Source organism: Irregularibacter muris (assembly GCF_024622505.1).
Classification (GTDB): domain Bacteria; phylum Bacillota; class Clostridia; order Eubacteriales; family Garciellaceae; genus Irregularibacter; species Irregularibacter muris.
Genome location: NZ_JANKAS010000015.1, coordinates 35,231 through 59,534, shown reverse-complemented (window position 1 = coordinate 59,534; position 24,304 = coordinate 35,231). Strand labels below are relative to the sequence as shown.

Genomic DNA, 24,304 nt, shown 5'->3' with positions numbered 1-24,304 from the left:
TTTTCTAGACAAGCTACTTCCATGGAACCCACAGGTTCAGGCAGCATGCAAGTCGAAATAATAGATAATAATGGCGGCCATTTGGCCGCCATTATTTATTGGTACATGTTATTAAAAGACGCTTACTGTTCTTCTGAGAGTTTGTGTGCTATTAACCTCATTACCTCTCCCCCAATCAAGCTGAGATATTGATTAACTTATAACATTTTACAACCGCCACACACTTTAAGAAAAATTTGTACCCACACTATTTCCATTCTCTATCCAGCATCCCATAGACAACATGATCTACATAGTGATCATAAAGCCATTCAGATTCTCTTATGATGCCTTCCTCATGAAAACCCAACCTTCCTGGGATTGCTCTGCTTTTATCATTTCCTTGGGCACATCTAATCTCTACCCTATTTAGTTTATATCCATAAAAGGCATAATCTACAAAGGCTTTACAAGCCTTGGTCATAATCCCTTTTCCTATATATCTTTCATCCATCCAATAGCCGATACTTACCGATTTATTTGCCCAATTGATTCCATGATATCCAATAATGCCTGCAAACTCCCCTTGGTACCATATTCCTGTTTGAAATCCTTCATTAGATGCAAATTGCTTTTTTGTCATTTCAATAAAGCTTTTTGTGTCTTCTACAGTTTTGGTGCCATCTACCCAAGGTAACCATTCTCTTAAATGCTCTCTACAAGAATCAATAGATTGAAATATAACTTCTGCATGGTGATTATCTAATAGTCTTAATTCTACGTCTTGATCAATAATATGCTTAAACATTTGTCGTCCCCCTTGTATTTACTATAGGATTAATAAATAATGTATTCTAAATGAAACGAAAGACAATGCCTATTTTATTTGAGTAAGCAATTCTTTTAATTCTTTAGCAATCTTAGTGGATACATCATGTGCAATGTCACTAAATATCCACCCAAATCCATCATATTGATATCTTGGAAATATATGTAGGTGATAATGCTCTATATCATTAAATATCCCACCATTTTGCATCATACTATAACCCTCCGGGGAATATTTTTCTTTAATTACCTTTACAATCTTTTTGGATAAACTCACTATAGTAATAAGTGTTTAATCAGGGATTTCATCAACATCCAAATAATGTTTATTAGGAACAATCAACATATGCCCTTCATGAATAGGGTCAATATCCAAAAAACATGTAATTAAATCATCCTGATAAATTATATTTGAATCAATTTTTCCCTCTACTATTTGACAAAAGATACAGTCCATAGTCTCCTCCTACTATTTAGCAATTCTTTATTTCCTATATCTATTATGAAAATTTACCCCTCTACAATTACCTTTTCCAAAAATATTTTTTCTTTAAAAGCTCCATTTTTTTCTGCCTTTTTCTCTTTTACCTCTTCTATTTCATTCTCAGAAAATTCCATTACTGTAGCAATCGCCTCAAGCACTTCTAAAATATCACATAATTCTTCAAGGTTATTATCTTTCAGATACTCTGCAACCTCTTCTTGTAGTTTTCTATGTAAACAAGCCATATATTCATCCTTGCCCAAGACCCGGGTCACGGGGATACTTCCACCTTTTTTAATAATATCTGGGATATTATCCCTGACCAATTTATTATAATGCCTTTCCTTCATCATTCATTCCTCCTAAATCATCGGTTTTCTAAATCTACAAATTTTATATCAGAATACTTTCTCAAACTCTATTATCTCTAAATTTTTCATGGTATTTTTTAGAGGAGGTATCCCATCAAAGCCCATCCCTTTAGTTTTAATTTTATATAAGGCTATTTATCATTCTAGTATATGTTTCTATAAATTTATAGGGCAAAGTGTTCTTTTATCATTTTTGCAACAAGTTCTGCCGAAAGATTGGAATTGTCAATTTTGATATAGTTGTCAAACTGTATTTCATCCTGGTTGCTAACGCAACGATATTTCTTGTCATCATTGATAAGTCTTTGATTAGAGGTTTCTATATCTTGTTTTGAAGCCTTATACTTTAAACGATTTTCACTAGTATTTCTTTGTAGCCTTATTGATTGAGGGGATACAAGTTCCACATAATAAACATCAGCATTGTTTTTTCTAAAAATATTGCTTACATGCTCAACATAATCTCAATCAGATTTTTGGTCGAAAGCCCACATATATGTAAATATTAATCCATAATGATCAGATACAGCGAATTCTTCAAAAATTACATCTCTTAATTTATTAATTACTTTCCCATTAAAATACCCAAATATTTCAATGACTGGTTCAATGGCCATATGATTATGGAATAAACGCAAATCTGTAATTTTTGCAAACTCTTGTCCCACTGTCATTTTTCCCACAGCTAAATTTCCGATTAAAAATACCAGTTTCAAAATCATTCCCTCCCATCCTTCTATGAAAAAAATATATAATCTATATTCTGTATTTTATTACTGTTTTATATAATATATAAAGAATACGAATTTAAAATGATCTATTACGGTGCTCTCAATCTCGAATTATCCCTCTTGTTTTTTGATAATTCTATTAATGATCCACCCAGAGCAATTAGCATGCCTATACTAAAAATCCACACTATTATCGATGGAACAGTCTTATTAAATAAGGCTAGAAGAAGCATGATAATAATTGCGATAATTTCAATTATGATCCCAACTTTTGTCCCCTTATTAATTTTCATAGTTTTTATCTCCTTTCTTTATTTTATATTTATCTACAGAGATAATTCCATAATTTCACTTCTGGTTTTCATTCCTTCATTTTTATAAAAATTAATTGCACTTTCGTTAAAATTCCAAACCATTAATTCTAGCTTACTTATATCTTTTTCCTTTAGTCTACCTTTTATATCTTCAAACAACTGTTTACCGATCCCCTGGCATCTATAGTTTTCTTGTACACATAATCCTTCCATAAATGCTGTCTTTCTATCTTGCATAACAGGATGGTCTTTAATTTCCTTTATGGTAACTACACAGAATCCAATGAGTTTACTATCCTCTTCATAAACAGTAGTTAATGTGTTTTTGTCTGAGAGTAAAAATTGAAAATATTCATGATTAAGGGGATTGATATCCTTATATACATCAGACCTATTTTTAACATGAATATCTTGAATTTGCTCATATAAAACTCTAAGTTGTTGAAAATCATCTTTTTTTAAGGCTCTTATCATCATTTGCACCCCATATTCAATATAAAACTTTACAAAACAATCCTTTACTTGTGTTTTTAACCTATACCTTATGACATAGATTATTTATGTAATCTTCCTTCAACAAGGCATACATATTACTATTTTCAAAGCCAATAATACTTTTATACTTTTGTCTTGCAAGGCCTTCAAAGATCATTCCACATTTTTGCATGACTCGACCTGATGCAGGATTGCTAGTAGAATGATAGGTTTCTATACGATTGAAGCCAATATTCATAAAAGCAAAATCTAATACTGTCTTAAGGGCCTCAGTGGCAATTCCTTGCCCCCAGTATCTTTTCCCTACACAGTAACCAACATCTCCACAAAGGTCATTTTCATTGATTACAAACAGACTAATAGAGCCTATAAGTTCTTGGGTTTCCTTAAATTCAATGGCCCATAAATAAAAGGGGGATTCATCATAGGAAAAAATCCAGCTATTTATTACATCCTTGGTTTCCTCTACACTCCTATGAGCCTGCCATCTCATATATTTACATATATCATAATCCCCAGCCCAGTGATTAAACATATCTTCTCCATCATCCATGGTAAATCGTCTAAGTAATAATCTTTTTGTTTCCAATTGAATTGTCCCTTGGTGGTTTAGCATATTCCCATCCTTTCTCATTATAAAAATAAAACAATTTGGAAATAAATATCCCCCTATAATTCCCATTCATATCGACATTTTTGGGTTTCATTTAAAGAATATACATCTGACGTTTCAGGAATATCAACTACTTCAATAAATCTTGCACCAATAGTTTCGCAGGTTTTTCTTGAGGCATAGTTATCTGGATTACATGTAATAATCACCTTTTCCATTCCGTGTTCTTTAGCAACTTTTCTAATAATTTTACAAGCCTTTGCGGCGTATTTATTTCCACGATATTGTTCATCTATGCCATATCCAATATGACCAATATATTTTAATATTTTTTCAGTATCTCCTAATCTGAAGTTGATATGTCCGATGACAATATCTGACTCATGCAATAAAATATGAAATTTATATTCTGGTGAAAAATCCTTTAAGGCATCGCCATTACTCTTCTTATATAGAATAACATCAATTTCTCCATCATCTAAAATATTATATTCCTTTAACTCCACCATTCTTTCCCTCCTAGAATAAGTCTTTTAATGCATATTTTTTTACTACTACGCACTATTACAAATGGTATATAAAAACAAGCTTTTGTTAAATATATTTAGACATAAGTAGGTCTTTGTCCACGAAGCCAACCTTTCGATATAGCGATATAGCTCTTTTATTATGCGAAAATACATGTAGTGATATTTTATCTATTTTAAGCTTTCTTACCTCTGTATCAAGAGCTTTCATAGACTCTATACCGTATCCCTTGCCACGGAATTCTTCAAAAATATAGAAATCATATATAAAGGCCTCTTTACCGATCAAACTTTCAGAATACTGAAACCACAAATATCCAATCTTTATTTGCTCATTAATATTCATAATAGAGAAGAGATACTGTTTTTCTGTATTTACACCATCCGGAAGTAGTTTATTAAATGCTTCTTCCGATAATTTGTATGCCTCTTTTTCAGCCCAAGTACCTGCTTTAATCTTTTCCTTTGCATATTCAACTATAGCGTTAGAGAGGTAATCACCAAAATCCTGCTGACTCATTTTTTCTAATTTGACCATAATTATCCTCCATTCAAATTCAATAACTTTCTATCGAATGCTACAACCTAGTGCGATTCTAGGATATCATTGTACTAATATATACTAATCATAATTTTCAAATGAGATCTAATTAATAAAATCCTTTATTCTTATTAGTATTTTAAATGTGTGCTCATCATTAAAGATATAAATCCATAAGGATTCCATTTTCAAAGGTTCCCCTAATGTTAAAATAATTCTTATGGATTCCCACCTGCTCAAATCCAAATTTTTCATAGAGCTTAATGGCATTTTGATTTCCAGCTCTTACTCCAAGACTTATGGTTTTTATGGTGCTATGCTCCCTTGCAAATCTGATTAATTCTTCCATCATTGCACTGCCTATACCCCTTCTCCAATATTCCTTTTTTACTGAAATAGCGATTTCACTATTATGGGCTATTCTCTTTCTGCTAGAACTACTAATTTGTACAATACTAACAATCTTATCTTCTATTATTCCTAGTAACATAAGGGTGTGAGGATTGCTATACAAGTTTTTGATATATTCTCTTTCTTGTTCCAGGGAAAGATGAAATTCATCTTTCCCGAATAATAGATTGTCACTTTCCCCACCTACAGCATTAAGATATTCAATCATTCTTTCAGCATCTTGTACCACTGGCTTTCGGATGATCAATTTCTGATAGTTTTTTAATTCTACTACTTTAAAAAACTCTTTATGCATATCAATATCCCCTCCTATTGAACTTTTACGATCAAATAATCTTCGTAATGTTCAAATCCTAGAGAAGTATAAGCTCTTATGGCAGGTGTATTATTTTTCTTTACCGAAAGGGTTGGTGTTTTCCCTTTGGCAATAATCCTTCTGCAGATTTCAGATACAATTGCCTTACAATAACCCTTGCCTCTCTCTTCTTCCTTGGTATAAACACTACCAATCTGATTGATCTGAGGGGTGTAAGTCTGTATACAAGCTTGGGCTATCATTTCTCCATCCCTTTGGGCAATGATAAAGTCCTCTTGGTCTCCCCGTTGTAATAAGGATTTTTTTATGTCTTCCCTTGTACTAATATCGTTAAATCCTTTGGCCCGGGCAGTTAACACAAAATCCACTACCTCATCCACAATATCTTTATTAGCTTCTATAAACCTTATGTCCTCTACTATAAAGGGGGTAAAGTCTTTATTTACAAAATAAGAGCATTCTTCATAGGAGAAAATTTCCTTATGATCTTTTATCTCTTCATATAAGGGTTTTATGACTTTACGCATGCCTATCAAATGCTGGAATTGTCTTTCTTTCATGAGCTTTGCAAAGGGAAGGATGGCTTCCTCTACCTCATAATGGGGTATGCAACTTCCTAGATTGTAAAAAGGCAATATCCCCCTTAACATTTCCTTGTGGAAAAACCCGTAATAATCTCCACATCGCCTAATTTCCTTTCTATTGTCAATGCCGAATTCAACAATATTGGCATAGAGAAAGGATGTATCAATTTCATTTCTCTCGAGGTATTCTAAAATCATTTCTTTGTCAGCCTGAGTAAGTAATTTAATCATGAATATTCCTCCTTATAAATATAAAAAGCAGCAAAGCTGCTTCCGCTAGGGAACCCTAGGTTCCCTTCGGCGATGGCAAAAACCGCTATTCTAGAGCACCCTCCTAGATCGGCAGGGGATTTTCCCCTACAACCCCTCTTTTTTATTTAATAATAAAGATATTATCTTTATTATTAAATAAAAAAGCCCCACGGAATCACAGATATCTGTGACTCCGAAGGGTTTTAACCATTCGTGTAAGACTACTAGGTCCCTATGCTGCTCACCTGATGGCTTAAGCATACTCACTTTTTATGTATTATTACATGTATTCCATATAATGTCAATAGGGTTTATCAATTTATCCCGTTTTTAAAGAATTTCATCTAATTACTATGGGTCGAAGTGGTAATACTTGCCGCAATCACCACTGAAATAGCAATTTGTTGTGCAATAATAATACTTGTTACGCTGTTTATTGATGTCATATTCATTAAGTGTTCTATACAGTATTTCTTATATTCCTGAGCAACTAAGATTGCGGAATACATTAGTCGTTGTACCTTGCCCGTACCCAATGCACCAAATCCTTTGCAAGAAAGAAGATATTCATTGACTTCTATGATGTCCTTTATGGTCTGGTCCATATCCTCTGGGATTAAAGCCAGCACACCTAATGTGGATAATTCCATACCTGTTCCAAATTTGCAGTTCTTTTCCTTTAAGCCCTTAAAAATCCCCATTACTCTATTGCACTTTTCATCAGTATTTTCTTCCCCCAATGCCAGGGTATGACTAAGGGATTGTACCCCATTGGCAGAAAAGAAATTGCCCTTTAATCGCTGATAGCATCTTTCCATCTCATCAATAGCTTTGTCTATGGTTACATCACTAAGAGCAAACATTATAGCAAAACCATAATCCTCCCCTGAGGTTAGGAATGGATGCTCCTTTTTCATTCTTTGATAGATCTCTTTAGATTTCTGAGCCACTCTTTCATATTCAAAGGGCTCTATCCTATTGGCCATTACAAAGGCAGACAAGGGCAGATATTGAGAGGACCAAAATTCTTGTTTCAATATTTCATAGGCCTTTAATGTTTTGTGAAACTTATCCTCTGGAAACTTGTCTAATGAAAACATGGTGGCTAAAATGAAAAAAGCAGTGCTTCTAAAAGTAGAGAAAACCCCTGCATCATTTTTAATGATTATTTTACTTGATTTAATTTTTTCTACATCAATTTCCAATCCTTGTTCGGTATAAAGACAGGCACTTAATGGATGTAAAGCTGAATTATCCCATTTGAAGTTAGATTTCATGATATCCCGATTTCTTACAAATAGTTCACATCTTTGTTTCATTGAATGATTCATCTATTTTCACCTCCTGATTTTCTGTACTATCTAAAATAAATATATATAAGACTTCATAAAATATACAATTCATCTCACTTTTTAATAGCTCTTGTTGCATAAAAGGATGGGATATTAAATTCATGGAGCCTGCCTGTACCATTGGTATCTTGGTATATATCCGTAAGGGTAAAGCCTACTTGCAATTGTCCTCCAATTTGTTCTTCAATGGTATGGGAAAATTGAATCCCCCAGTCGTTTTTTATGGAATCTTCATATTGTTTTTTGTTTTTTAGAGGATTAAATGGTAATTTATAGGTTACCATTGTTTCCTCGTCATTGAAAATATAGTTCATACCATTATCAAGTCCCGCTAATAAAATTCCCCCTTTTTTTAATACTCTATAACACTCTTTCCAAATAGGAAGAACATCTTCCACATAACAATTGGAAACAGGGTGAAAGATTAAATCGAAGGATTCATCCTTAAAGGGCAAAGGATTTGTCATATCTGCTTTTACTATTTTGATCTCATAATTCTCTCTTTCTGCTACCTCTTTTTCACTTAGCAATTGTTTTTCTGAATAATCCAATACCGTACACTTTGCTCCTAAAGCTGCAAATATAGGCATTTGCTGACCGCCCCCAGAAGCCAAGCCTAGTATTTCAGCATCCTTCATCTGACAAAACCATTCCTTTGGTACAGGCTTGGTAGGAGTTAACAACACAAACCAATCATTGGCTTTGGCTTTTTTAAAAACTTGGTGGCTAATGGGTTGACCCCATTCCCAACCTTCCTCAACCCATTGATCAAAAATTTTAGAATTTATTTCTGTATATTTTTTACCCATATTCATACAAACCTCCCCTTTTTGAAATTGCTGATAGTTATTGGTTCAACTTGCTTTATGATTATACCTATTTTTAAAATATGAATTATATCATCCATAGCTATATATATTATACAAGTGTGATTTTCTTAGTTAATTCCCACCAATAACATTCTTCAATTTCTTTGTAAATCTTCATATTACATTTTTTTAATACCCTTTGAGATGGTACATTCTCTTTTTCAGTCTCTGCCACTATTTTAATTACCGAAGGTTGCTTTAATGCCCATTCACACATAGCATTAACCCCTCCGGTAGTATAATCACGATTTCAAAAAAATTTATTCATTCCATTAAAAATATATTGAATTTATTTCCTAGCCTTGCCTGAAATATGCTCAATGTTTATTTTTATTATTTTCGTTGCTCTATCTGACTTCTTAATATATTCTTTTCCTTTCTCTATGTCATTCGGTGAGTATTTATGTAATAATTCTAAAAGTACTTTGTTTTTTTCCTCATCCAAAACTTCACTTGCTCTTCCAACTATCATTGCACTTTCATAGTTCGTAGTAAATTTATCTGGTAAAACATGGGTCTTACCTATTACACAAAAGGATACTTTATCGTCATGTTTTATATTATCTAATTTTTGTCCTTCTAGAGAACAGTCAAAATATATTGAATCATTCATATAAATATAACTTAATGGCACTGCATATGGATATCCATTTTCACTTATTGTAGACAAAATACCATACTCCCCATTTTTTAATATTTCTAATGTTTCTGCATTCCCTAGCTTTCTATCTTTTCTTCTCATATCTTTAAACATATGTATCCCCCTATAAATATAATGATTTCATCTTAATTTGTTCTTATGACACAATTGATAAATAATGGACCATAAATTATGCTTATTTTTTAAGTGTTGTTATTAAAGTAAATCCTGCAATACCACCCATTAAAAATAACCATTGCCTTGATAGTAAATAACCTATACACCCAGTACATAATGTAAGAGTAGCCCAAACAAGTGATAAACTTCTTTTTTGTTTTTCTGATCTTTTCATTTAATCCCCCTCTACTAATCTAAATAATCTTTGTTTCATATAAAACTACTAATACCCAATAATATAATAATATTATCCAATATAAGTATATCAATCTATAGTTAATCCCATAAATATAGAATCATAAAATCGATTATCCACTAGGAAATCCCTTGTTATTATTCCTTCCTGTTTAAATCCAAGTTTTTTATATAGATGAATTGCTAAGTGGTTGTCGTTTCTGACTTTTAAATTAATTTTTCTTATTGTTTCTGATTTCTTGCACCACTGGATTAGATTTTTTATTAGTTTTGTTCCTATACCTTTCCCCCAGTATTCTTGTAAAACGCTAAGCCCGAATTCTCCAGTATGGGCCATCCTTGGCCTTAATCCTCCAGAAAAATTTAGATTCCCTACTATTTTTCCATCTATTTCTGCAACAATGAATAAGGCATTCTTTCTTTTTGCAATATCATAAATAAAGTTTTTCTGTTGTTCTATCGTCCGATGAAACTCCCCTTCTCCAAAGGTCAAAAAATCTGATTCGCTGCTAATTTTATGAATATATTCTAATACCTCTTTTGCATCAGATGAGACTGCTTTTCTGATTGTTATTATACTTCCATCCTTTAATGAGACTTGTGTCATTTTTAATTCCCTCCAAAGGTTCTTTATTTCTTTATTTCTTTATGCTTAGAAACTATCTTTAGAAAGTCCCTCTAGCTCATAATCACCTAAAGGGACTTTCTAATAATGTACACTCTTTTGCCTTAGCATTTAATTTCACTTTACATCCTAAGGGCAATATGATTTTTGGATCGGTATGCCCAAAATCCATATCAACTACGATTGGGATATCTGAGGCATTAAATTCCTCTTTTACTATTTTTATAATCATATGATTAAGTTCCTCTTTTTCCTTATGGGAATAATCCTTAGGTCGGCCAAAAACAATACCCTTCGCCTTATGAAAAACCCCTTGCATTCCATAGTTTCGAAGCATATATCCTACTTGATCGGGCAATGGCTTTTCTTCAGAGATCTCAAAGAAAAGTATTTTATCCTGCCAAAAGTCTTTATCTGGCCAGTAATCTGTGGATTTCATAAACTCCAAAACTTCAATGCAGCCTCCCCATAATCTGCCTTCTACATTTTTCTTGCCCTGTAAAAATATCCAGCCATTTTCATTTTCGTAAACTCTAGTACACTCCCCTAAAGTATTGAGATTTTTCCAGTCCTTATACCCATTGGTCCAATGAGTATATGAAGGATATAAGTAAGGATAATCATTAGAAAAGAAAATAGTTTTTATATGTTCAATAAACTGAGGGGGCAGAGATTTAAGTTGGGCAAATCCTGCCATTACAGAAGGTCCATAAAAGGTTACCATACCAAGATAATTTAGATAGGCAAGAAAAGTTGTAGCATCTGAAAATCCCATGATAAATTTTGGATTTTTTACTATCCTATCGGTATTCAAATAGGGTAGAATTCTTATGGATTCATATCCACCAATGGAAGTGATTATGCCATCAATACGATCATCTTCAAAGGCATTATTGATGTCTTGTGCCCGAAGCTTTGGATTTTTATAAAGTTCATCGGGGGATAATCTTGCTCCTGGCATTTCTATGATCTCTAAGCCTATGATTTCTCTTAAATTTTTCAGCCCTAATTCATAAATGTCAGGGAATAAGAAAGGTAATCCATTTGAAGGAGAAATAATAGCAATCTTTGAGCCTTCCTGTAATCTTTTTGGTTTTATCACCTATATCCTTCCTTTCTAATAAAAAAACCCACGAAATCACAGATATCTGTGACTCCGAAGGGTTTTGACCGTTCGTGTAGGACTTTTTAGTCCCTATGCTGCTCACATATTCATGCTTAAGCATACTCACTTTTCATATATTATTACATGGGTTCCAGTAGTTGTCAATGTCGTTTAGACTTTATCATTTTTCCCCAGAGATTAATATAAATATCCTTGGATGTTTATACAATTTTTATTCATGTTTTAGGACTCTAACCTGATCATGAGATAGGGCGTCATTGGCTACAATTTTAAAAATCATATGATATTTATTTTCTAATTGTTCTAAGGAATGATCCTCTTCCTGCTCAAGCATTAAAGCAATATGAGGGTTGAGGTGGAGGTACATGGTTTTCTCTTCTTTGAAATGAGGATTTCTCATGAAAAATTCGTCTATTTCCACCAGTATACTATCTATGGATAACACTTGACCTGTACCATTGCAAAGGGGACAGGGTTCTTGTAAGATTTTTCCTATGGATTTTCTGACTTTTTTCCGAGTCATTTCTACTAATCCTAGGGAGGTAATCCCCAATACGTTGGTTCTCGTCTTATCTTTTTTTAAGGCATCTTTTAGTTTGCTCAATACCTTTTCTTCATCCTGGGGGCTTTTCATATCAATAAAGTCAATAATAATGATACCACCAATATTTCGTAGTCTCAGCTGCTTTGCAATCTCTTGAGCCGCCTCTAGATTTGTCTTTAATACAGTATCCTGTAAATTAATACTTCCAACAAATTTCCCCGTATTTACATCCACTACGGTTAGGGCTTCCGTTCGATCAATGACGATATACCCTCCAGAGTCTAACCATACTTTATTGCTGAGCATTTCGTCGATTTGGGATCGGATATGATAATGACTAAAAATATCCAAATCCTCTTTATAGTAGTGTACTTTATCCTTTAAGGTAGGAGATATCATGTCCACCATTTCTAAAACCTTTTTATAGTGATCTTTTTCGTTAATGATAAATTCATCTATTTCTTTAGTAAATAAATCCCGTACTGTCCTATAGATAAGTTCTAATTCCTCGTGTAGTGCTCTTGGAGCCAGTACAAGTTTGTATTGATAATCTATCTTCTCCCACATTTTTAAAAGAAAATTTAAGTCTTGAACAAATTCTTCTTTTTCAATGTCCTTTGCCTCTGTTCGAATAATGACTCCCATATTTGAAGGAATAATTTCCTGAGCAATACTTTTAAGTCTTTCCCTTTCATGGTCATCTTGTATTCTTCGGGATATGCCGATATAATCCACTGTTGGCATTAACACCAGATACCGTCCAGGGATAGTAATGTCAGCTGAAACCCTAGCTCCTTTTTGATCTATGGGTTCCTTTATCACCTGCACCATGATTTCCTGTCCTCTTTTTAAAATTTGATTAATAGGCGGAAGTTCGTCTTCATCTCTATCCTGTTGGTTTAATAGGGTCAAGGTATCCTTAACATACAAGAAGGCATTTTTTTCAATCCCGATATTGATAAAAGCTGCTTGCATTCCTGGTAATACATTTTCCACTTTGCCCTTATAGATATTTCCTACTATTCTTTTATCCTTTGGTCTTTCAATATAAAATTCTATTAATTCCTCATTGTCCGCCAAGGCTATTCTAGATTGGGCATGGTTAATATCCACAATAATTCTTTTCACTATCTTTCAGCTCCCCGATAACCCCTTAAAAATTTTCTATTGGGCTGATTAGTTTTTTCCCCTCTTGGGTTAATAAATCAATTCGATGTATTTTTAACCCTTCATAGTTTATCTTTTTTCCTCCAAAGGCAATTAACTTCTCAATCATATTTTCAGGCTTCACATTATTTTTACTCCCTGTAGCAAGCCTTGTTTTTAGGATAATCAATTGATCTTGTACTTCTTCTAATTGTATAAAGTCAATGAAAGGTCTTATATTCTTGCTGGATTTCTTCCCCTTTTTATTTACCCTTTCTACTATGATTTCATCTTGTTGCATAAAAAATTCTATTAAAAGCTGTATATCTAAATAATCATTTTTCCCTTGGGTTAAGATTTCTATAGTATATATCGCTTTATCGATCTGTGACATTAGGGAAGGATGAGGCTTATCTCTCAATTTGCACTGAACTACCTGTAATCCCTGGGGCAAAGAATTATTCAATCTTGTCATCAATTCTTCCGGCTGAATTTTTGTATTTAATTCAACGTCTATATATTCCCCCTCACTGGTCATCCCTACAGCTAAGGCCATGGCAAATGAGGTCTTTGGATGGGGATTAAACCCTTGGGAATAGGCCACATCAATTTCAGCCCTTCTTAAGGCCCTTTGAAAAGCTCTTTGTAAGTCTAAATGGGAGATATAACGTACTTCTTCTCCCATGATCAGTTTTAGTCTAGCAATCCACATAACATGTCCATCCCCCATCAAAATTTTCCACTCCACAATTCACACAGTTTTCCCTGCAAAAAGGAGTGACCCTTTCCTTAAGAGCATTTTTGTGTTCTCGAATAAGGAAGCTTTTACTTACCCCTATATCTATAAAATCCCAAGGTAGTTTTTCTTCATACTCTCTTTTTCTATGGGCATAAAAGGAGGGATCTATATGACATTCTTCAAAGGCTTCCATCCAGCTGTTAAATTTAAAATGTTCATCCCATCCATCAAATTTACATCCTTTTTCCCAGGCTTTTAATAATACTTTACCTAATCTTCTATCTCCCCTAGCAAATATAGCCTCTAAAAAACTAATTTTAGGTTCATGCCAGCTATAGGAAATCTTCCTATCTCTAATAATATTCTTTAAATACTGTTGTTTTTCCTTTAATTCTTCCATAGTATTTTGAGGTTCCCATTGAAAAGGCGTGAAGGGCTTTGGCACAAAGGAAGAAGTGCTTACTGTCACTCTAAGGGCTTTATTTCTTTTTTCTTTTTCTACTTGAAAATATTGTTGTACTACTTTTTTACCCAAATCCCCAATGCCTTCTATATCTTCATTAGTCTCTGTAGGGAGGCCAATCATGAAATAAAGTTTTATAGTACCCCAACCGGCTTCAAAAGCTTGTCTAGTAGCTTCCATAAGATTTTCTTCTGTAACGCCCTTGTTTATCACATTCCTTAATTTTTGGGTGCCTGCCTCTGGGGCAAAAGTGAGCCCGGTTTTTCTGACTTTTTGTATTTCCTCTGCAAGTTTTATAGAAAAGGAATCAATTCTAAGGGAAGGAAGGGAAAGTCCTACCCCTTTATCTTTGTATTCTTCCATCAGATTTTTTACCAAAGGAACTAACTGGGTATAGTCACTTGTACTTAAAGAAGCTAAGGATATGTCTTCATACCCTGTATTTTTGACTAATTTTTCTGCAATACTTTTTAGGGTTTCTGGTGTCTTTTCTCTAACCGGTCTATAAATCATACCTGCTTGACAAAAACGACATCCTCTTGTGCATCCTCTGAAAAGCTCCAACATAATACGATCATGTACTATATTGGTATAGGGTACCACTACTTTATCTGGATAATAAGTCTTGTCTAAATCCTTAATTATTCTTTTTTGTACTGTGGAAGGATAGGCTGAAGAAATAGGCTGAAAGCTTGTAATTTTTCCTTCCTCATCATACTCCACTTGATAAAAAGCTGGAATATATACGCCGGTAATAGAAGCTATGGAGTGTAGAAAGTCTTTTCTACTCCCCTCTGATTTTTTCCATTTTCTATAGGCTTCCATTACTTCTAATATAACTTCTTCCGCCTCTCCTAAGATGACAATATCTACAAAGTCTGCCAAGGGTTCTGGGTTATAGGCACAGGGTCCTCCCACCATGACAAAAGGATGTTCCTTTGTCCTCTCTGCTGCCAAAAGAGGGACTTCCCCTAGATCTAACATATTGATAATATTGCTATAGCTCATTTCATACTGTAAGGTAAATCCTATAAAATCAAAATGAGTAATGGCATCCATTGTTTCCCAAGCAAATAGTGGAATGTTTTCTCTACGCATTTTCTCTTCCATGTCTACCATAGGAGCAAATACTCTTTCACAATAGATATCCTCTTGCTCATTTAGCAAATGATACAATATTTTCATCCCTAGATGAGACATGCCGATCTCATATATATCTGGAAATGCAAAGGCATACCTTATTGTATCTGATTTAATTTCCTTGTGAACACTATTTAATTCCTTACCAATATATTGTATTGGATTTTTTACTGTAGGCAGTATTTTATTCATTAGTTTACTTTTCAACTTAATCACCTTTTCATCTATATCCATGTATAGTTATTTCAAGAACATTAACATTTTATCAATATTCATGTCTTTTTTCCAATATTATTTTTACTTTTGCATGCATTCCATGTAATAATATAGCATTTAAAATCTGATCTTCTGTGATAATGCCCTTTAGTGCATATTCCTCATCCAAAACATATATGATATGAAATTTTTTGGGTGTAAATTGTTTAAAGATTATTCCTAGACTTGTTTGAGGCAATACAGTAATATGCTGGGACTCCATGGAACCTGATTTATTTAAATTTTCCTTTTTTGATGCGATATCCCTCATTGTAGCATAGGTTGCCATTTTTTGTTCCCTGTGAGATTGATAGATGATGAGTACTCCAATGAATGCATAGGCAAAGTTATATTTTTCAAAGGAAAAAATATAGATATTAAAGGCAATAAGCAAAACTCCTATTAACATAGAAAATACTGCAATTACTTTGGTTGCATTTTTATAGGATATAAAAAATGATAACATACTCCTAAATATTCTGCCCCCATCTAGAGGTAGAGCAGGAATTAAGTTAAAAATACCTATCATAAGACTGCTGTAAAACACAAAATCCAAATCACTACTTACCCATCCAAAATATTCTTTCAAAAAAAATACAGTAGCGGAAAGTACCATGTTGGATATTGGCCCCGCTGCTGAAATAAATATTTCCTCTCCAAGGGTAAAACTTAAATTTTTGTCCAGTTTTATCACTCCTCCAAAGGGGAGCAATTGTATTTCTCTAATTTTTATTCCTAGAATCATGGCAGCTATTCCATGGGATAGTTCATGAATAAAGATGATGCTAATTAAAATTACCATTTCCTTGCCATAACCTAGGTAATACAATAAAAAAATAATGGGAAAAAATAAAAGGTTTATGGAAAGAATAGTACCATATATTCTTATTTTCTTCACCCTGGGTTCACGTCCTTTAATTTGCTGATTGTAACTCTAGATTCATATAATTCTGTGGGTTCACTGCCTTATCTCCTTCCCATAATTCAAAATAAAATATAGAACTCTCTATTCCTTCCCCTGTTTTTGTTTTTCCTAAGGGATCCCCTTGTTTTATTTCCTGGTTTAATTCTACAGAAGTCTCATAGCATCCCTCGTAAACACTTTTTAGGTTGGATTGATGACTTAAGACAACTCTCTTTCCTCCATAGGTACTTTCCTTAATCTGTACTATTTTCCCCGCTTCTATAGCCTGTATTGTCCCTCCTGGATCCCCACTTATTTCGATGCCTCTAGCCTCAATCTTAGTTTTAAATACAGGATGTATTCCTTCGCCAAAGGGAACGGTAACAACTCCCTCTACAGGTGGTAAATATTTCTTATCCCTATTTTTATCTTCTTCCTTATCCTTGGGGCTGATAAAATTTTTAATCTGATTACCCATTACAGGTATAATATTTCTTCTTTCTAAAATGTTATCTTTCCAATCCATTTGATAGGAAAGGGACCATTTTACTCCCTCATTTATTTTTTGTGCTAGAGAAAGTGGGAGTGCTCTTATGGTAAACACCAAGGCAAAGATAATCACCGATACTACTAATCGAATAATATTTTTTCTTATGAATTTTTCTAAGTCAAAGGTCTGGATATCAATGTCTTCCCAGTCCTCAACTTTTTCTTCTTTGTTAAGCCTTCTTCCCCTTATTTTGGGTTCCAGACGGATCCTTCTACTTTCAACCTTCAGTTTTTCATCATCCACGGTTAGTCCTCCCTTCTTTTTACCTTTTCCTTTTGTTGCTAATTTAATATAATATATTTTTCATAGTTCACTTTTATTACTTTATTAAGGAATTTACAATCTATGGATTTATCATACTAAACTTTTCTTAAAGCAAACAAAAAGAAAGTGCGAGGCACTTTCTTTTTGTTTGCTTTATTCTATATAGGGAAGCAACTCTATTTCTTAATAAAAAATATTAAGAGACGCTTTTGCATAAGATGATCTAAAATTTAATTTTATGTCTTCTCATGGTTACATTTAATACTAAGCCTACAGCCATCATATTTGTGATCATGGAGCTCCCACCATAACTTAAAAAGGGGAGAGTAATTCCTGTAATAGGCATTAATCCCATGGTCATCCCAACATTTTCAACGATTTGGAATAAAAACATGAAAAATACTCCTACAATGATCAATGTACCAAATTGATCTTTGGCTATTCTGGAGAGATATAACAATCTATATAGAAACAGTCCAAGCAGAATAACAACTATGGATGCTCCGATAAACCCACTCAGTTCAGAGATTACTGAAAATATAAAGTCTGTCCATTGCGCAGGGAGAAAATTTAGATTTGTCATGGTTTCCTCTGCAAATAATCCCTTTCCTCTAATCTGTCCAGATCCCACCGCCACCATAGACTGTATGACATGGTAGCCCTTTCCTAGGGGGTCATTGTAGGGATTGATAAAGGTAATGAGGCGATTCTTCTGATGGGGGAGTAGAATGAAGTTCCAAAGTATTGGAAGCGATGCCACTAACCCAATAACGCTAATATATATATATTTAAGATTAAGCCCTGCTACAAACATCATACCTACTGCAATAATGATAAAGACCAAAGAAGTACCTAAGTCAGGCTGAACGAAAACAAGGAGTGCCGGTATGCCTATATGAATGGCAGGCATAAGTAAATCTTTTAAGGTGTCTAATTTATCCTCCCGCTTTTCAAGCAGTTTAGCAAAGGTAATAATAATTCCTATTTTAGCAAACTCAGCAGTTTGCAATTCGAAAAACCCAAGATCTATCCAGCTTCTAGCTCCTTTATTCACTTTTCCAATACCCGGTATCAATACAATGATTAATAGAAAAATGGAAAGGACATAAATACTTTTCCAATACATAGAAAACTGATTATAGTCTATAAACAGGATGAGCATCATAGCAATTAATCCCAATATAAAGGCAATACCCTGGGTCATGACAAATTTTAAGGATTGTTGGGGACCAAAGGTTTGGGTTGCAGTATAAATAAAAACCATGCCTATGGCAACTAAGGCCAATACATTTATAAATAAAGGAATGTCAAAGTTTCTGAAAATTTTTTTATCAATCATTTGTTCCACCTCATCTTAATTACTAGTAGCATTATAACATAAATAATTCTTAGTTACTATTCTCCCCCTTTACAAATTTTCTCCAACAAAAAAGCGGCAATTGCCGCTTTTTTTGAAAAAGGTAAAAGGATTATGCTCTTTTTAACATTTTTTTGATGGGTATATTAGCAACTAGTGCTGGTACCATCGCATCGTCTTCTTCCCTCTTGGTTTTAGTTAGGTTTATTTCTATACCACATTCATCTACTTCAATATAGTCTTTAATTACTTCAATGATATCTCCTTTAATCATATCTAAAAATTGAGGAGAGACATTAGCGCGATCATGAACCAATACCAATTTCAGCCTTTCCTTTGCTACATTTTTACTCTTATTTCCACCTTTATTAAAAAAATTAAACAAAGTATTCCCTCCTTAATTGATTATGTTAATTTTATCCCTAGTTTTTTTGCTAGTTTTTTGATAAATCCATCATTTACTTCGAGGTCCATAAAGGGTACTTCTTTTCCAGTAATTCTTTCTGCCACATTACGATAGGCATTACCAGCTAAGGAGTTGTTGTCAACAACTGCAGGCTCCCCTCTGTTAGTAGATATGACAATACTCTGATCATCGGGAATAACACCTAATAGTTCTATGGCTAAAATATCAATCATATCATCGATATTCATCATATCCCCTTTTTTTACCATATCAATTCGAAGTTTATTGATCACAAGTTGAGGATTATGTATTTCATTGGCCTCTAATAAGCCGATAATACGATCAGCATCTCTAACAGCGGATACTTCTGGGGCTGTTACAACTATGGCCTTGTCTGCACCAGCAATAGCATTTTTAAATCCTTGCTCTATACCAGCTGGGCAATCAATAATAACATAGTCAAATTCTTTCTTTAAATCTTCATTTAATTCTTGCATTTGCTTTGGATTTATAGCTGTTTTATCTTTAGTTTGAGCAGCAGGTAATAGATATAGACCATCAAAACGTTTGTCTTTTATTAAGGCTTGTTTTAGCCTACAAATCCCCTCTGCTACATCAACAACATCGTACACTATTCTGTTTTCTAATCCCATAACAACATCTAAGTTTCTAAGGCCAATATCTGCATCAACGATTACCACACTTTTACCCATTAAAGCCAGTGCCGTTCCAATATTTGCAGCGGTGGTTGTTTTTCCTACCCCGCCTTTTCCTGATGTAATTACAATAACTTCACCCATGTTTTAACCTCCTATTATCACGATTTATATATTTTTGTAGTATGGTAGAATAATTATTTTCTCTCCACTTATACAAGCCTTCTCTGGACAAGTTGGCTTAAAAGATTGCTGATCTGGAGCTCTTGTAATAATATCTGCAATACGCAATTGTGTTGGCTGTAAAGAAAATGCTACCACTATAGCATATTGATTCCCTGCAGCCCCTGCATGGGCAATCCCTCTTAGAGCACCCATGATAATAATGTTTCCAGTGGCAATTACTTCAGCTCCAGGATTTACATCTCCCACAATGACAATATTACCATCAAATTGTACCCTGTTACCAGATCTTAATGTGGTATATACAAATTTTGTTTTCCCTTCTTCAATAGGTGCTTGGGAAATCGGATTTGGCTTGGAGAAAAACTCCTTTTCTGCTTCTCCTTTTTCCAGTGTAACTACAAGTTGATGGGTCTTTTCCATCCAATGGATTAATTCCTCTAAATCTTTTTCTGAAAGACTTGTCCCCTTAATCTTTATATTTTGATTGCCTTGAAAAAATGATTGTGCTGAAGCAATCTTGTCTTGAATTTTTTCCTTTATTTCTTCTAATTCATATTCATTATTGATAATGAGATATAAACCATCTCTGCTGCCTTTAAATGTAATAACCTTATCTGTCATCTTTGCATTTTACCTCCAAGGGACAATAGTTGATATATAAGTAAATTCTTCACATTCTTAATAAATCCTTCTTTTAAACCTAAAAAAAATAAATAAATCCCTTGCTAATTTATAGCAAGGGATTTATTTATTTTTTAATATAGGAAAAGACTTTGGTCATTAAATCTTTAAATCCGTTGGAAGTCCCCGTTGCACCTGCAACATCATCAACATCCTTGGGGTCTTCCTTTTCTCTTAATTGAGATATGAGATTCTCCACAGCCTCTTCAGGAGTCACTCCTGATTTTTCTTTCATATTCTTTGCATATTCCTCATCTTCAGTTTTAAAGGAATTATTTTGCTCATGATACTCGTCATATTCTATAGTAGATACTTTCCCTTCATTAATCACTATTGCCGCAAGACTCTTATATCCCCGTTCATCTTCCTCAGATTCTGCTTTATAGATGCCATCTGGGAAAGTTTCTCCCAATGGTTTTGGGTTCTTTTCCAGAGCTTCCTGAGCAAGATTTTTAAAGCTCTCACTGGTACCCGTAGCGCCGCTAATGTTGTCTACTTGATCAGGATTTCCAGTAGCCTTTAATGAATCAGCTAACTTTCTTCCAGCTGTATAGGGAAGTTCCCCTGACTTTTCCTTCATATTGATTGCATATTCAGCATCAAAACTCTTTAAGTCCTCTCCCTCTTCATCTATTTCATCATAGAATACATTATCCATTTTCCCATCTCTTACAATTATCGTAATTATGGGCGTCCAGCCTCGCTCATCCTGCTCGCCTTTGTCCGTGTAGATACCATCTTCTAAATTAGTTTCTTGGTTGTTTTGTGGGGGTTGTTGAGGTTGTTCATTTTGGTTGTTATTTTCCTGTTGATTAGGCTGTTGATTTTGATTTCTAGCACATCCTACCATAAGAGAAAAAGTAAGTAATAGTGTTAAACATAGTAGCATTGTTTTTTTGAATTGCATCAATACTCCTCCTTTGATTAAAAGAAAACATTTGATATAACCCTTTGCATCGGTTGATTTCTCATTATCATCATTGAAGATTATATTCAACCGATACAATAGGGTCAATATATTTATAGCTTTCTTTCAATCAAAGATTTTTATTCATATAATTGATTATCTATTATTTTATTTTGAGGTTCTTCTTTTTCTTCTCCAAGATTTAAATATTCATCGATAACAGCCCTAGCTATTGGTGCAGACCAATTTCCATGCTCTCCCTCTATAATCAAAGCCGCTACTGCAATCTGAGGTTTATCATAGGGGGCAAATCCTACAAACCAGGCCATAGCTTCTGTATCTTCGCTACCGTACTGAGCTGAACCAGTTTTACCAGCCACTCCGATAGTATCATGAGGGAATCCTATAAAATCACTTGCAGCTGTACCCCCAGGGGCAACAACCATTTTCATTCCTTCTTTAATAGCTTCCAGATTTTTAGGATCAATCTCTATTTTATCTTTCACCTTAGGTTTCTTTTCTTCTACAATTTTACCATTGGAATCAACAACTTTTTGTACTAAATAAGGCTCATAGTGGGTACCTCCATTTGCAAGGGTTGCAACATAATTAGCCATTTGAATAGGTGTAAGGGAGGTTCCCCCCTGACCAATAGATGTATTGAGTGTATCGGCAACCGTCCATCTACCAGCGATGATGTATTGATATATTTGATAAATATGTTGAGAATCTTTAACTCCATGGTTCTGTAGAATTTCTGCTACTTTCTGATACACTTGGTTATAATTGTTTCCTTCTATGGCTCTTACTCCATCAAATAGTTCTTTAGCAATGGCGTAGGAGGTATAAACCTCTTGATCCTCCCCTTGTTCGTTCTGGATAACACTATTACCCGTAATGCCCATAGTATTGCGCAAATAATTGGAAGTGGTATATAGCCACGTGGTTTCTTTGGACTCTTTAGAGGCAAGTATACCCGCAGATTCTGATATTTCTATACCTGTTTTTTCTCCTAGTCCAAAAGCTCTAGAGTATTTTTCGATATTGTCAATTCCTGATCTGTTCCCTACTTCATAAAAATAAACATTACAGGAGTCTCTTATGGCCTCTTTAATATTTTCATTGCCATGACCACTACGTAACCAACACCGAAATCTGTCTCCCCCAAAACCTGGATATCTTCCTCCATCATATACATAGTCTTGGATACGGATTTTCTTTTCCTCTAGGGCAGTAACCCCCACCACCATCTTGTAAATCGAACCCGGTGGTAGTGCTGCCATGGTAGCATTATTGTAAAGAGGCTTAGGGGAAATGGGGTCATTGGTTATAACATTATATTTTTCCCAGTCTTCCTTTGAAATCCCTTTAGAAAAAAGGTTTGGATCAAAGGAAGGATAGCTTGTCAAGGCTAAAATCCCCCCTGTATTGACATCTATGGCTACTACAGCACCTGACTTGGCTTTTTTAGCTTGTCTACCTTTTGCTCCTGTTTGGAGGTCATTAATGGCTTCTTCTAAAGCCTTTTCCGCTGCTCTTTGCACATCATAATCTATCGTAAGGAATAAGTTGTTGCCGGGAACAGGATTCTTTTCCTGATCTACAAAATCACTTTTAGGTCTGCCCCTATAATCCGTTATAATTAAGCTTTCTCCATCCTCACCCCGTAGATCAGACTCATAAACAGCCTCTAAACCTTGGGCTCCTTTTAGGTCCTGCATTTTATAATCTTTTTCCTTTACATCGGTTTCATTAACTTTACTGATGTATCCCAATACATGAGCAGCCAATTCTCCTTCAGGATAATGACGAATAGGCTTAGGATTTACTACTACCCCTTGCATTTCATCGTTATGAGCAATGATTTCTGCCATGGTTTCCTGCTTAATATCATTGACAATTTCAACGGCTTCCCAAGAACGAAATCCCTGTTTCTTTATCTTTTCTCTGATCATTAAAATCTTTCTAGCTTGTTCCTTGGAGTATTTTTCATCAATCTTACTTTGTTCTTTTAGTTTATTAAATACTTCCTCAGCGGATAAACCATATTCCTTTTCCTTAAAGCCGTAAGACTTCTTCCAGTCATTTTCTCTTTTTTCAAAAATAAAGGTAGGTTTTGGATCTAATGAAATAGGAATGCTTGTATTTAAGTGCACCTTGGTAATAGCTTGTATTGCTAATTCATCCCCAATATCCTCCTTTACAAAATACCTTTTTCTGAGAATATTAATGGTTTCTTTTGCTGTTGCATTTTTAGGAATATCATGCTCTTCTTTCCACTCTTGTTCTTCTATGTCAAAGGTGAAGGCAAGGGTACCATCTTCTTGAAATACTATAGGGAATTCATCCTCATATTCCTCCCCATGTTTATCCAATATGCTAGATAACTTGTAAATCATATTGTTTCTTTCGACCTCATCCATTTGTTTGTAGGCCATTTGTACTGAGTAGCCCACCCTATTCGAGGCAAGTACATATCCATCATTCGTGTATATAATCCCTCTTTCCGACGGCCTAACCACTCTTTGCAACATTTTGTTTTCCGCAATTTCCCTATTTTCTTCTCCTTGCACAATCTGCAATTGGGCAAGTCGAAAAAGAAAAACAGAGATAACAAATGTAATAAAAATAAATATAAAAGTAAAACGATGCTTGTTTTTTTCTATTATCATGTAA

At 34.2% G+C, this 24,304-nt stretch carries 28 protein-coding genes and 2 pseudogenes; all 30 read right to left on the bottom strand.

What is annotated here, in order from left to right; genetic code table 11:
- Nucleotides 1-247: 247 nt before the first annotated feature.
- Nucleotides 248-787 carry a GNAT family N-acetyltransferase gene (locus tag NSA47_RS13230; RefSeq protein ID WP_257532746.1) on the bottom strand — a complete coding sequence of 180 codons (540 nt, stop codon included), beginning with the start codon at nucleotides 785-787 and terminating at the stop codon, nucleotides 248-250.
- A 69-nt stretch (nucleotides 788-856) separates the two neighbouring features.
- A pseudogene (locus NSA47_RS13225) lies at nucleotides 857-1,264 on the bottom strand (HIT family protein).
- 53 nt (nucleotides 1,265-1,317) lie between these two features.
- Complete coding sequence (locus NSA47_RS13220; protein ID WP_257532744.1) at nucleotides 1,318-1,644, bottom strand: nucleoside triphosphate pyrophosphohydrolase; 327 nt, start codon at nucleotides 1,642-1,644, stop codon at nucleotides 1,318-1,320.
- Nucleotides 1,645-1,826: 182 nt separating this feature from the next.
- Nucleotides 1,827-2,069: a hypothetical protein gene (locus NSA47_RS13215; RefSeq protein WP_257532742.1), complete on the bottom strand. Its 243-nt coding sequence runs from the start codon at nucleotides 2,067-2,069 to the stop codon at nucleotides 1,827-1,829.
- 57 nt (nucleotides 2,070-2,126) lie between these two features.
- Nucleotides 2,127-2,378 carry a hypothetical protein gene (locus NSA47_RS13210; protein WP_257532739.1) on the bottom strand — a complete coding sequence of 84 codons (252 nt, stop codon included), beginning with the start codon at nucleotides 2,376-2,378 and terminating at the stop codon, nucleotides 2,127-2,129.
- Between the two features lie 104 nt (nucleotides 2,379-2,482).
- Nucleotides 2,483-2,686 (bottom strand): hypothetical protein, encoded by a 204-nt coding sequence (locus tag NSA47_RS13205; RefSeq protein WP_257532737.1) that lies wholly within the window; start codon nucleotides 2,684-2,686, stop codon nucleotides 2,483-2,485.
- A 33-nt stretch (nucleotides 2,687-2,719) separates the two neighbouring features.
- Entirely contained in the window at nucleotides 2,720-3,181 is a 462-nt protein-coding gene (locus NSA47_RS13200) for a GNAT family N-acetyltransferase (protein ID WP_257532735.1), read from the bottom strand.
- Nucleotides 3,182-3,242: 61 nt separating this feature from the next.
- A complete protein-coding gene (locus NSA47_RS13195) occupies nucleotides 3,243-3,836 on the bottom strand; it encodes a GNAT family N-acetyltransferase (RefSeq protein WP_257532733.1) in 594 nt (197 codons plus the stop codon).
- A gap of 35 nt (nucleotides 3,837-3,871) precedes the next feature.
- Entirely contained in the window at nucleotides 3,872-4,324 is a 453-nt protein-coding gene (locus tag NSA47_RS13190) for a GNAT family N-acetyltransferase (protein ID WP_257532731.1), read from the bottom strand.
- An 85-nt stretch (nucleotides 4,325-4,409) separates the two neighbouring features.
- On the bottom strand, nucleotides 4,410-4,880 hold the full coding sequence (locus tag NSA47_RS13185) for a GNAT family N-acetyltransferase (protein WP_257532729.1): 471 nt from the start codon (nucleotides 4,878-4,880) through the stop codon (nucleotides 4,410-4,412).
- A gap of 160 nt (nucleotides 4,881-5,040) precedes the next feature.
- A complete protein-coding gene (locus NSA47_RS13180) occupies nucleotides 5,041-5,589 on the bottom strand; it encodes a GNAT family N-acetyltransferase (protein ID WP_257532727.1) in 549 nt (182 codons plus the stop codon).
- A gap of 14 nt (nucleotides 5,590-5,603) precedes the next feature.
- Nucleotides 5,604-6,425, bottom strand: a complete 822-nt coding sequence (locus NSA47_RS13175; protein ID WP_257532725.1) for a GNAT family N-acetyltransferase — start codon at nucleotides 6,423-6,425, stop codon at nucleotides 5,604-5,606.
- A 365-nt stretch (nucleotides 6,426-6,790) separates the two neighbouring features.
- Entirely contained in the window at nucleotides 6,791-7,777 is a 987-nt protein-coding gene (locus tag NSA47_RS13170; protein ID WP_257532723.1) for a DUF4003 family protein, read from the bottom strand.
- Between the two features lie 74 nt (nucleotides 7,778-7,851).
- Nucleotides 7,852-8,607, bottom strand: coding sequence for a class I SAM-dependent methyltransferase (locus NSA47_RS13165; protein ID WP_257532721.1), 756 nt, complete (start codon nucleotides 8,605-8,607; stop codon nucleotides 7,852-7,854).
- A gap of 109 nt (nucleotides 8,608-8,716) precedes the next feature.
- Nucleotides 8,717-8,902 (bottom strand): annotated as a pseudogene (locus NSA47_RS13160) (GNAT family N-acetyltransferase); the annotation flags it as partial.
- 54 nt (nucleotides 8,903-8,956) lie between these two features.
- A complete protein-coding gene (locus NSA47_RS13155; protein ID WP_257532719.1) occupies nucleotides 8,957-9,421 on the bottom strand; it encodes a pyridoxamine 5'-phosphate oxidase family protein in 465 nt (154 codons plus the stop codon).
- 82 nt (nucleotides 9,422-9,503) lie between these two features.
- A complete protein-coding gene (locus tag NSA47_RS13150; protein ID WP_257532718.1) occupies nucleotides 9,504-9,659 on the bottom strand; it encodes a hypothetical protein in 156 nt (51 codons plus the stop codon).
- A gap of 90 nt (nucleotides 9,660-9,749) precedes the next feature.
- Nucleotides 9,750-10,286, bottom strand: coding sequence for a GNAT family N-acetyltransferase (locus tag NSA47_RS13145; RefSeq protein WP_257532716.1), 537 nt, complete (start codon nucleotides 10,284-10,286; stop codon nucleotides 9,750-9,752).
- An 82-nt stretch (nucleotides 10,287-10,368) separates the two neighbouring features.
- Nucleotides 10,369-11,406, bottom strand: coding sequence for a S66 family peptidase (locus NSA47_RS15475; protein ID WP_257532714.1), 1,038 nt, complete (start codon nucleotides 11,404-11,406; stop codon nucleotides 10,369-10,371).
- A 235-nt stretch (nucleotides 11,407-11,641) separates the two neighbouring features.
- Nucleotides 11,642-13,102 carry an Rne/Rng family ribonuclease gene (locus tag NSA47_RS13135; RefSeq protein ID WP_257532712.1) on the bottom strand — a complete coding sequence of 487 codons (1,461 nt, stop codon included), beginning with the start codon at nucleotides 13,100-13,102 and terminating at the stop codon, nucleotides 11,642-11,644.
- A gap of 25 nt (nucleotides 13,103-13,127) precedes the next feature.
- Nucleotides 13,128-13,832, bottom strand: a complete 705-nt coding sequence (locus tag NSA47_RS13130) for a TIGR03936 family radical SAM-associated protein (protein ID WP_257532710.1) — start codon at nucleotides 13,830-13,832, stop codon at nucleotides 13,128-13,130.
- Nucleotides 13,819-15,654: a TIGR03960 family B12-binding radical SAM protein gene (locus NSA47_RS13125; protein ID WP_506323681.1), complete on the bottom strand. Its 1,836-nt coding sequence runs from the start codon at nucleotides 15,652-15,654 to the stop codon at nucleotides 13,819-13,821. The genes NSA47_RS13130 and NSA47_RS13125 overlap by 14 nt, the downstream gene beginning before the upstream one ends.
- Before the next feature lie 73 nt (nucleotides 15,655-15,727).
- Nucleotides 15,728-16,615, bottom strand: coding sequence for a site-2 protease family protein (locus NSA47_RS13120; protein ID WP_257532709.1), 888 nt, complete (start codon nucleotides 16,613-16,615; stop codon nucleotides 15,728-15,730).
- 16 nt (nucleotides 16,616-16,631) lie between these two features.
- Nucleotides 16,632-17,414: a murein hydrolase activator EnvC family protein gene (locus tag NSA47_RS15470; RefSeq protein WP_257532707.1), complete on the bottom strand. Its 783-nt coding sequence runs from the start codon at nucleotides 17,412-17,414 to the stop codon at nucleotides 16,632-16,634.
- 244 nt (nucleotides 17,415-17,658) lie between these two features.
- The gene (gene rodA, locus NSA47_RS13110) at nucleotides 17,659-18,774 is read right to left on the bottom strand and encodes a rod shape-determining protein RodA (RefSeq protein WP_257532705.1); all 1,116 of its coding nucleotides are present in this window, start codon (nucleotides 18,772-18,774) and stop codon (nucleotides 17,659-17,661) included.
- Between the two features lie 130 nt (nucleotides 18,775-18,904).
- Nucleotides 18,905-19,177 (bottom strand): cell division topological specificity factor MinE, encoded by a 273-nt coding sequence (minE, locus tag NSA47_RS13105; RefSeq protein ID WP_257532702.1) that lies wholly within the window; start codon nucleotides 19,175-19,177, stop codon nucleotides 18,905-18,907.
- A 20-nt stretch (nucleotides 19,178-19,197) separates the two neighbouring features.
- Nucleotides 19,198-19,998: a septum site-determining protein MinD gene (minD, locus tag NSA47_RS13100; RefSeq protein WP_257532701.1), complete on the bottom strand. Its 801-nt coding sequence runs from the start codon at nucleotides 19,996-19,998 to the stop codon at nucleotides 19,198-19,200.
- A gap of 24 nt (nucleotides 19,999-20,022) precedes the next feature.
- A complete protein-coding gene (gene minC / locus NSA47_RS13095) occupies nucleotides 20,023-20,661 on the bottom strand; it encodes a septum site-determining protein MinC (RefSeq protein WP_257532699.1) in 639 nt (212 codons plus the stop codon).
- A 127-nt stretch (nucleotides 20,662-20,788) separates the two neighbouring features.
- Nucleotides 20,789-21,628, bottom strand: a complete 840-nt coding sequence (locus NSA47_RS13090) for an FMN-binding protein (RefSeq protein WP_257532697.1) — start codon at nucleotides 21,626-21,628, stop codon at nucleotides 20,789-20,791.
- Nucleotides 21,629-21,768: 140 nt separating this feature from the next.
- Nucleotides 21,769-24,300 carry a penicillin-binding protein 2 gene (gene mrdA, locus NSA47_RS13085; RefSeq protein WP_257532695.1) on the bottom strand — a complete coding sequence of 844 codons (2,532 nt, stop codon included), beginning with the start codon at nucleotides 24,298-24,300 and terminating at the stop codon, nucleotides 21,769-21,771.
- Nucleotides 24,301-24,304: the final 4 nt, after the last annotated feature.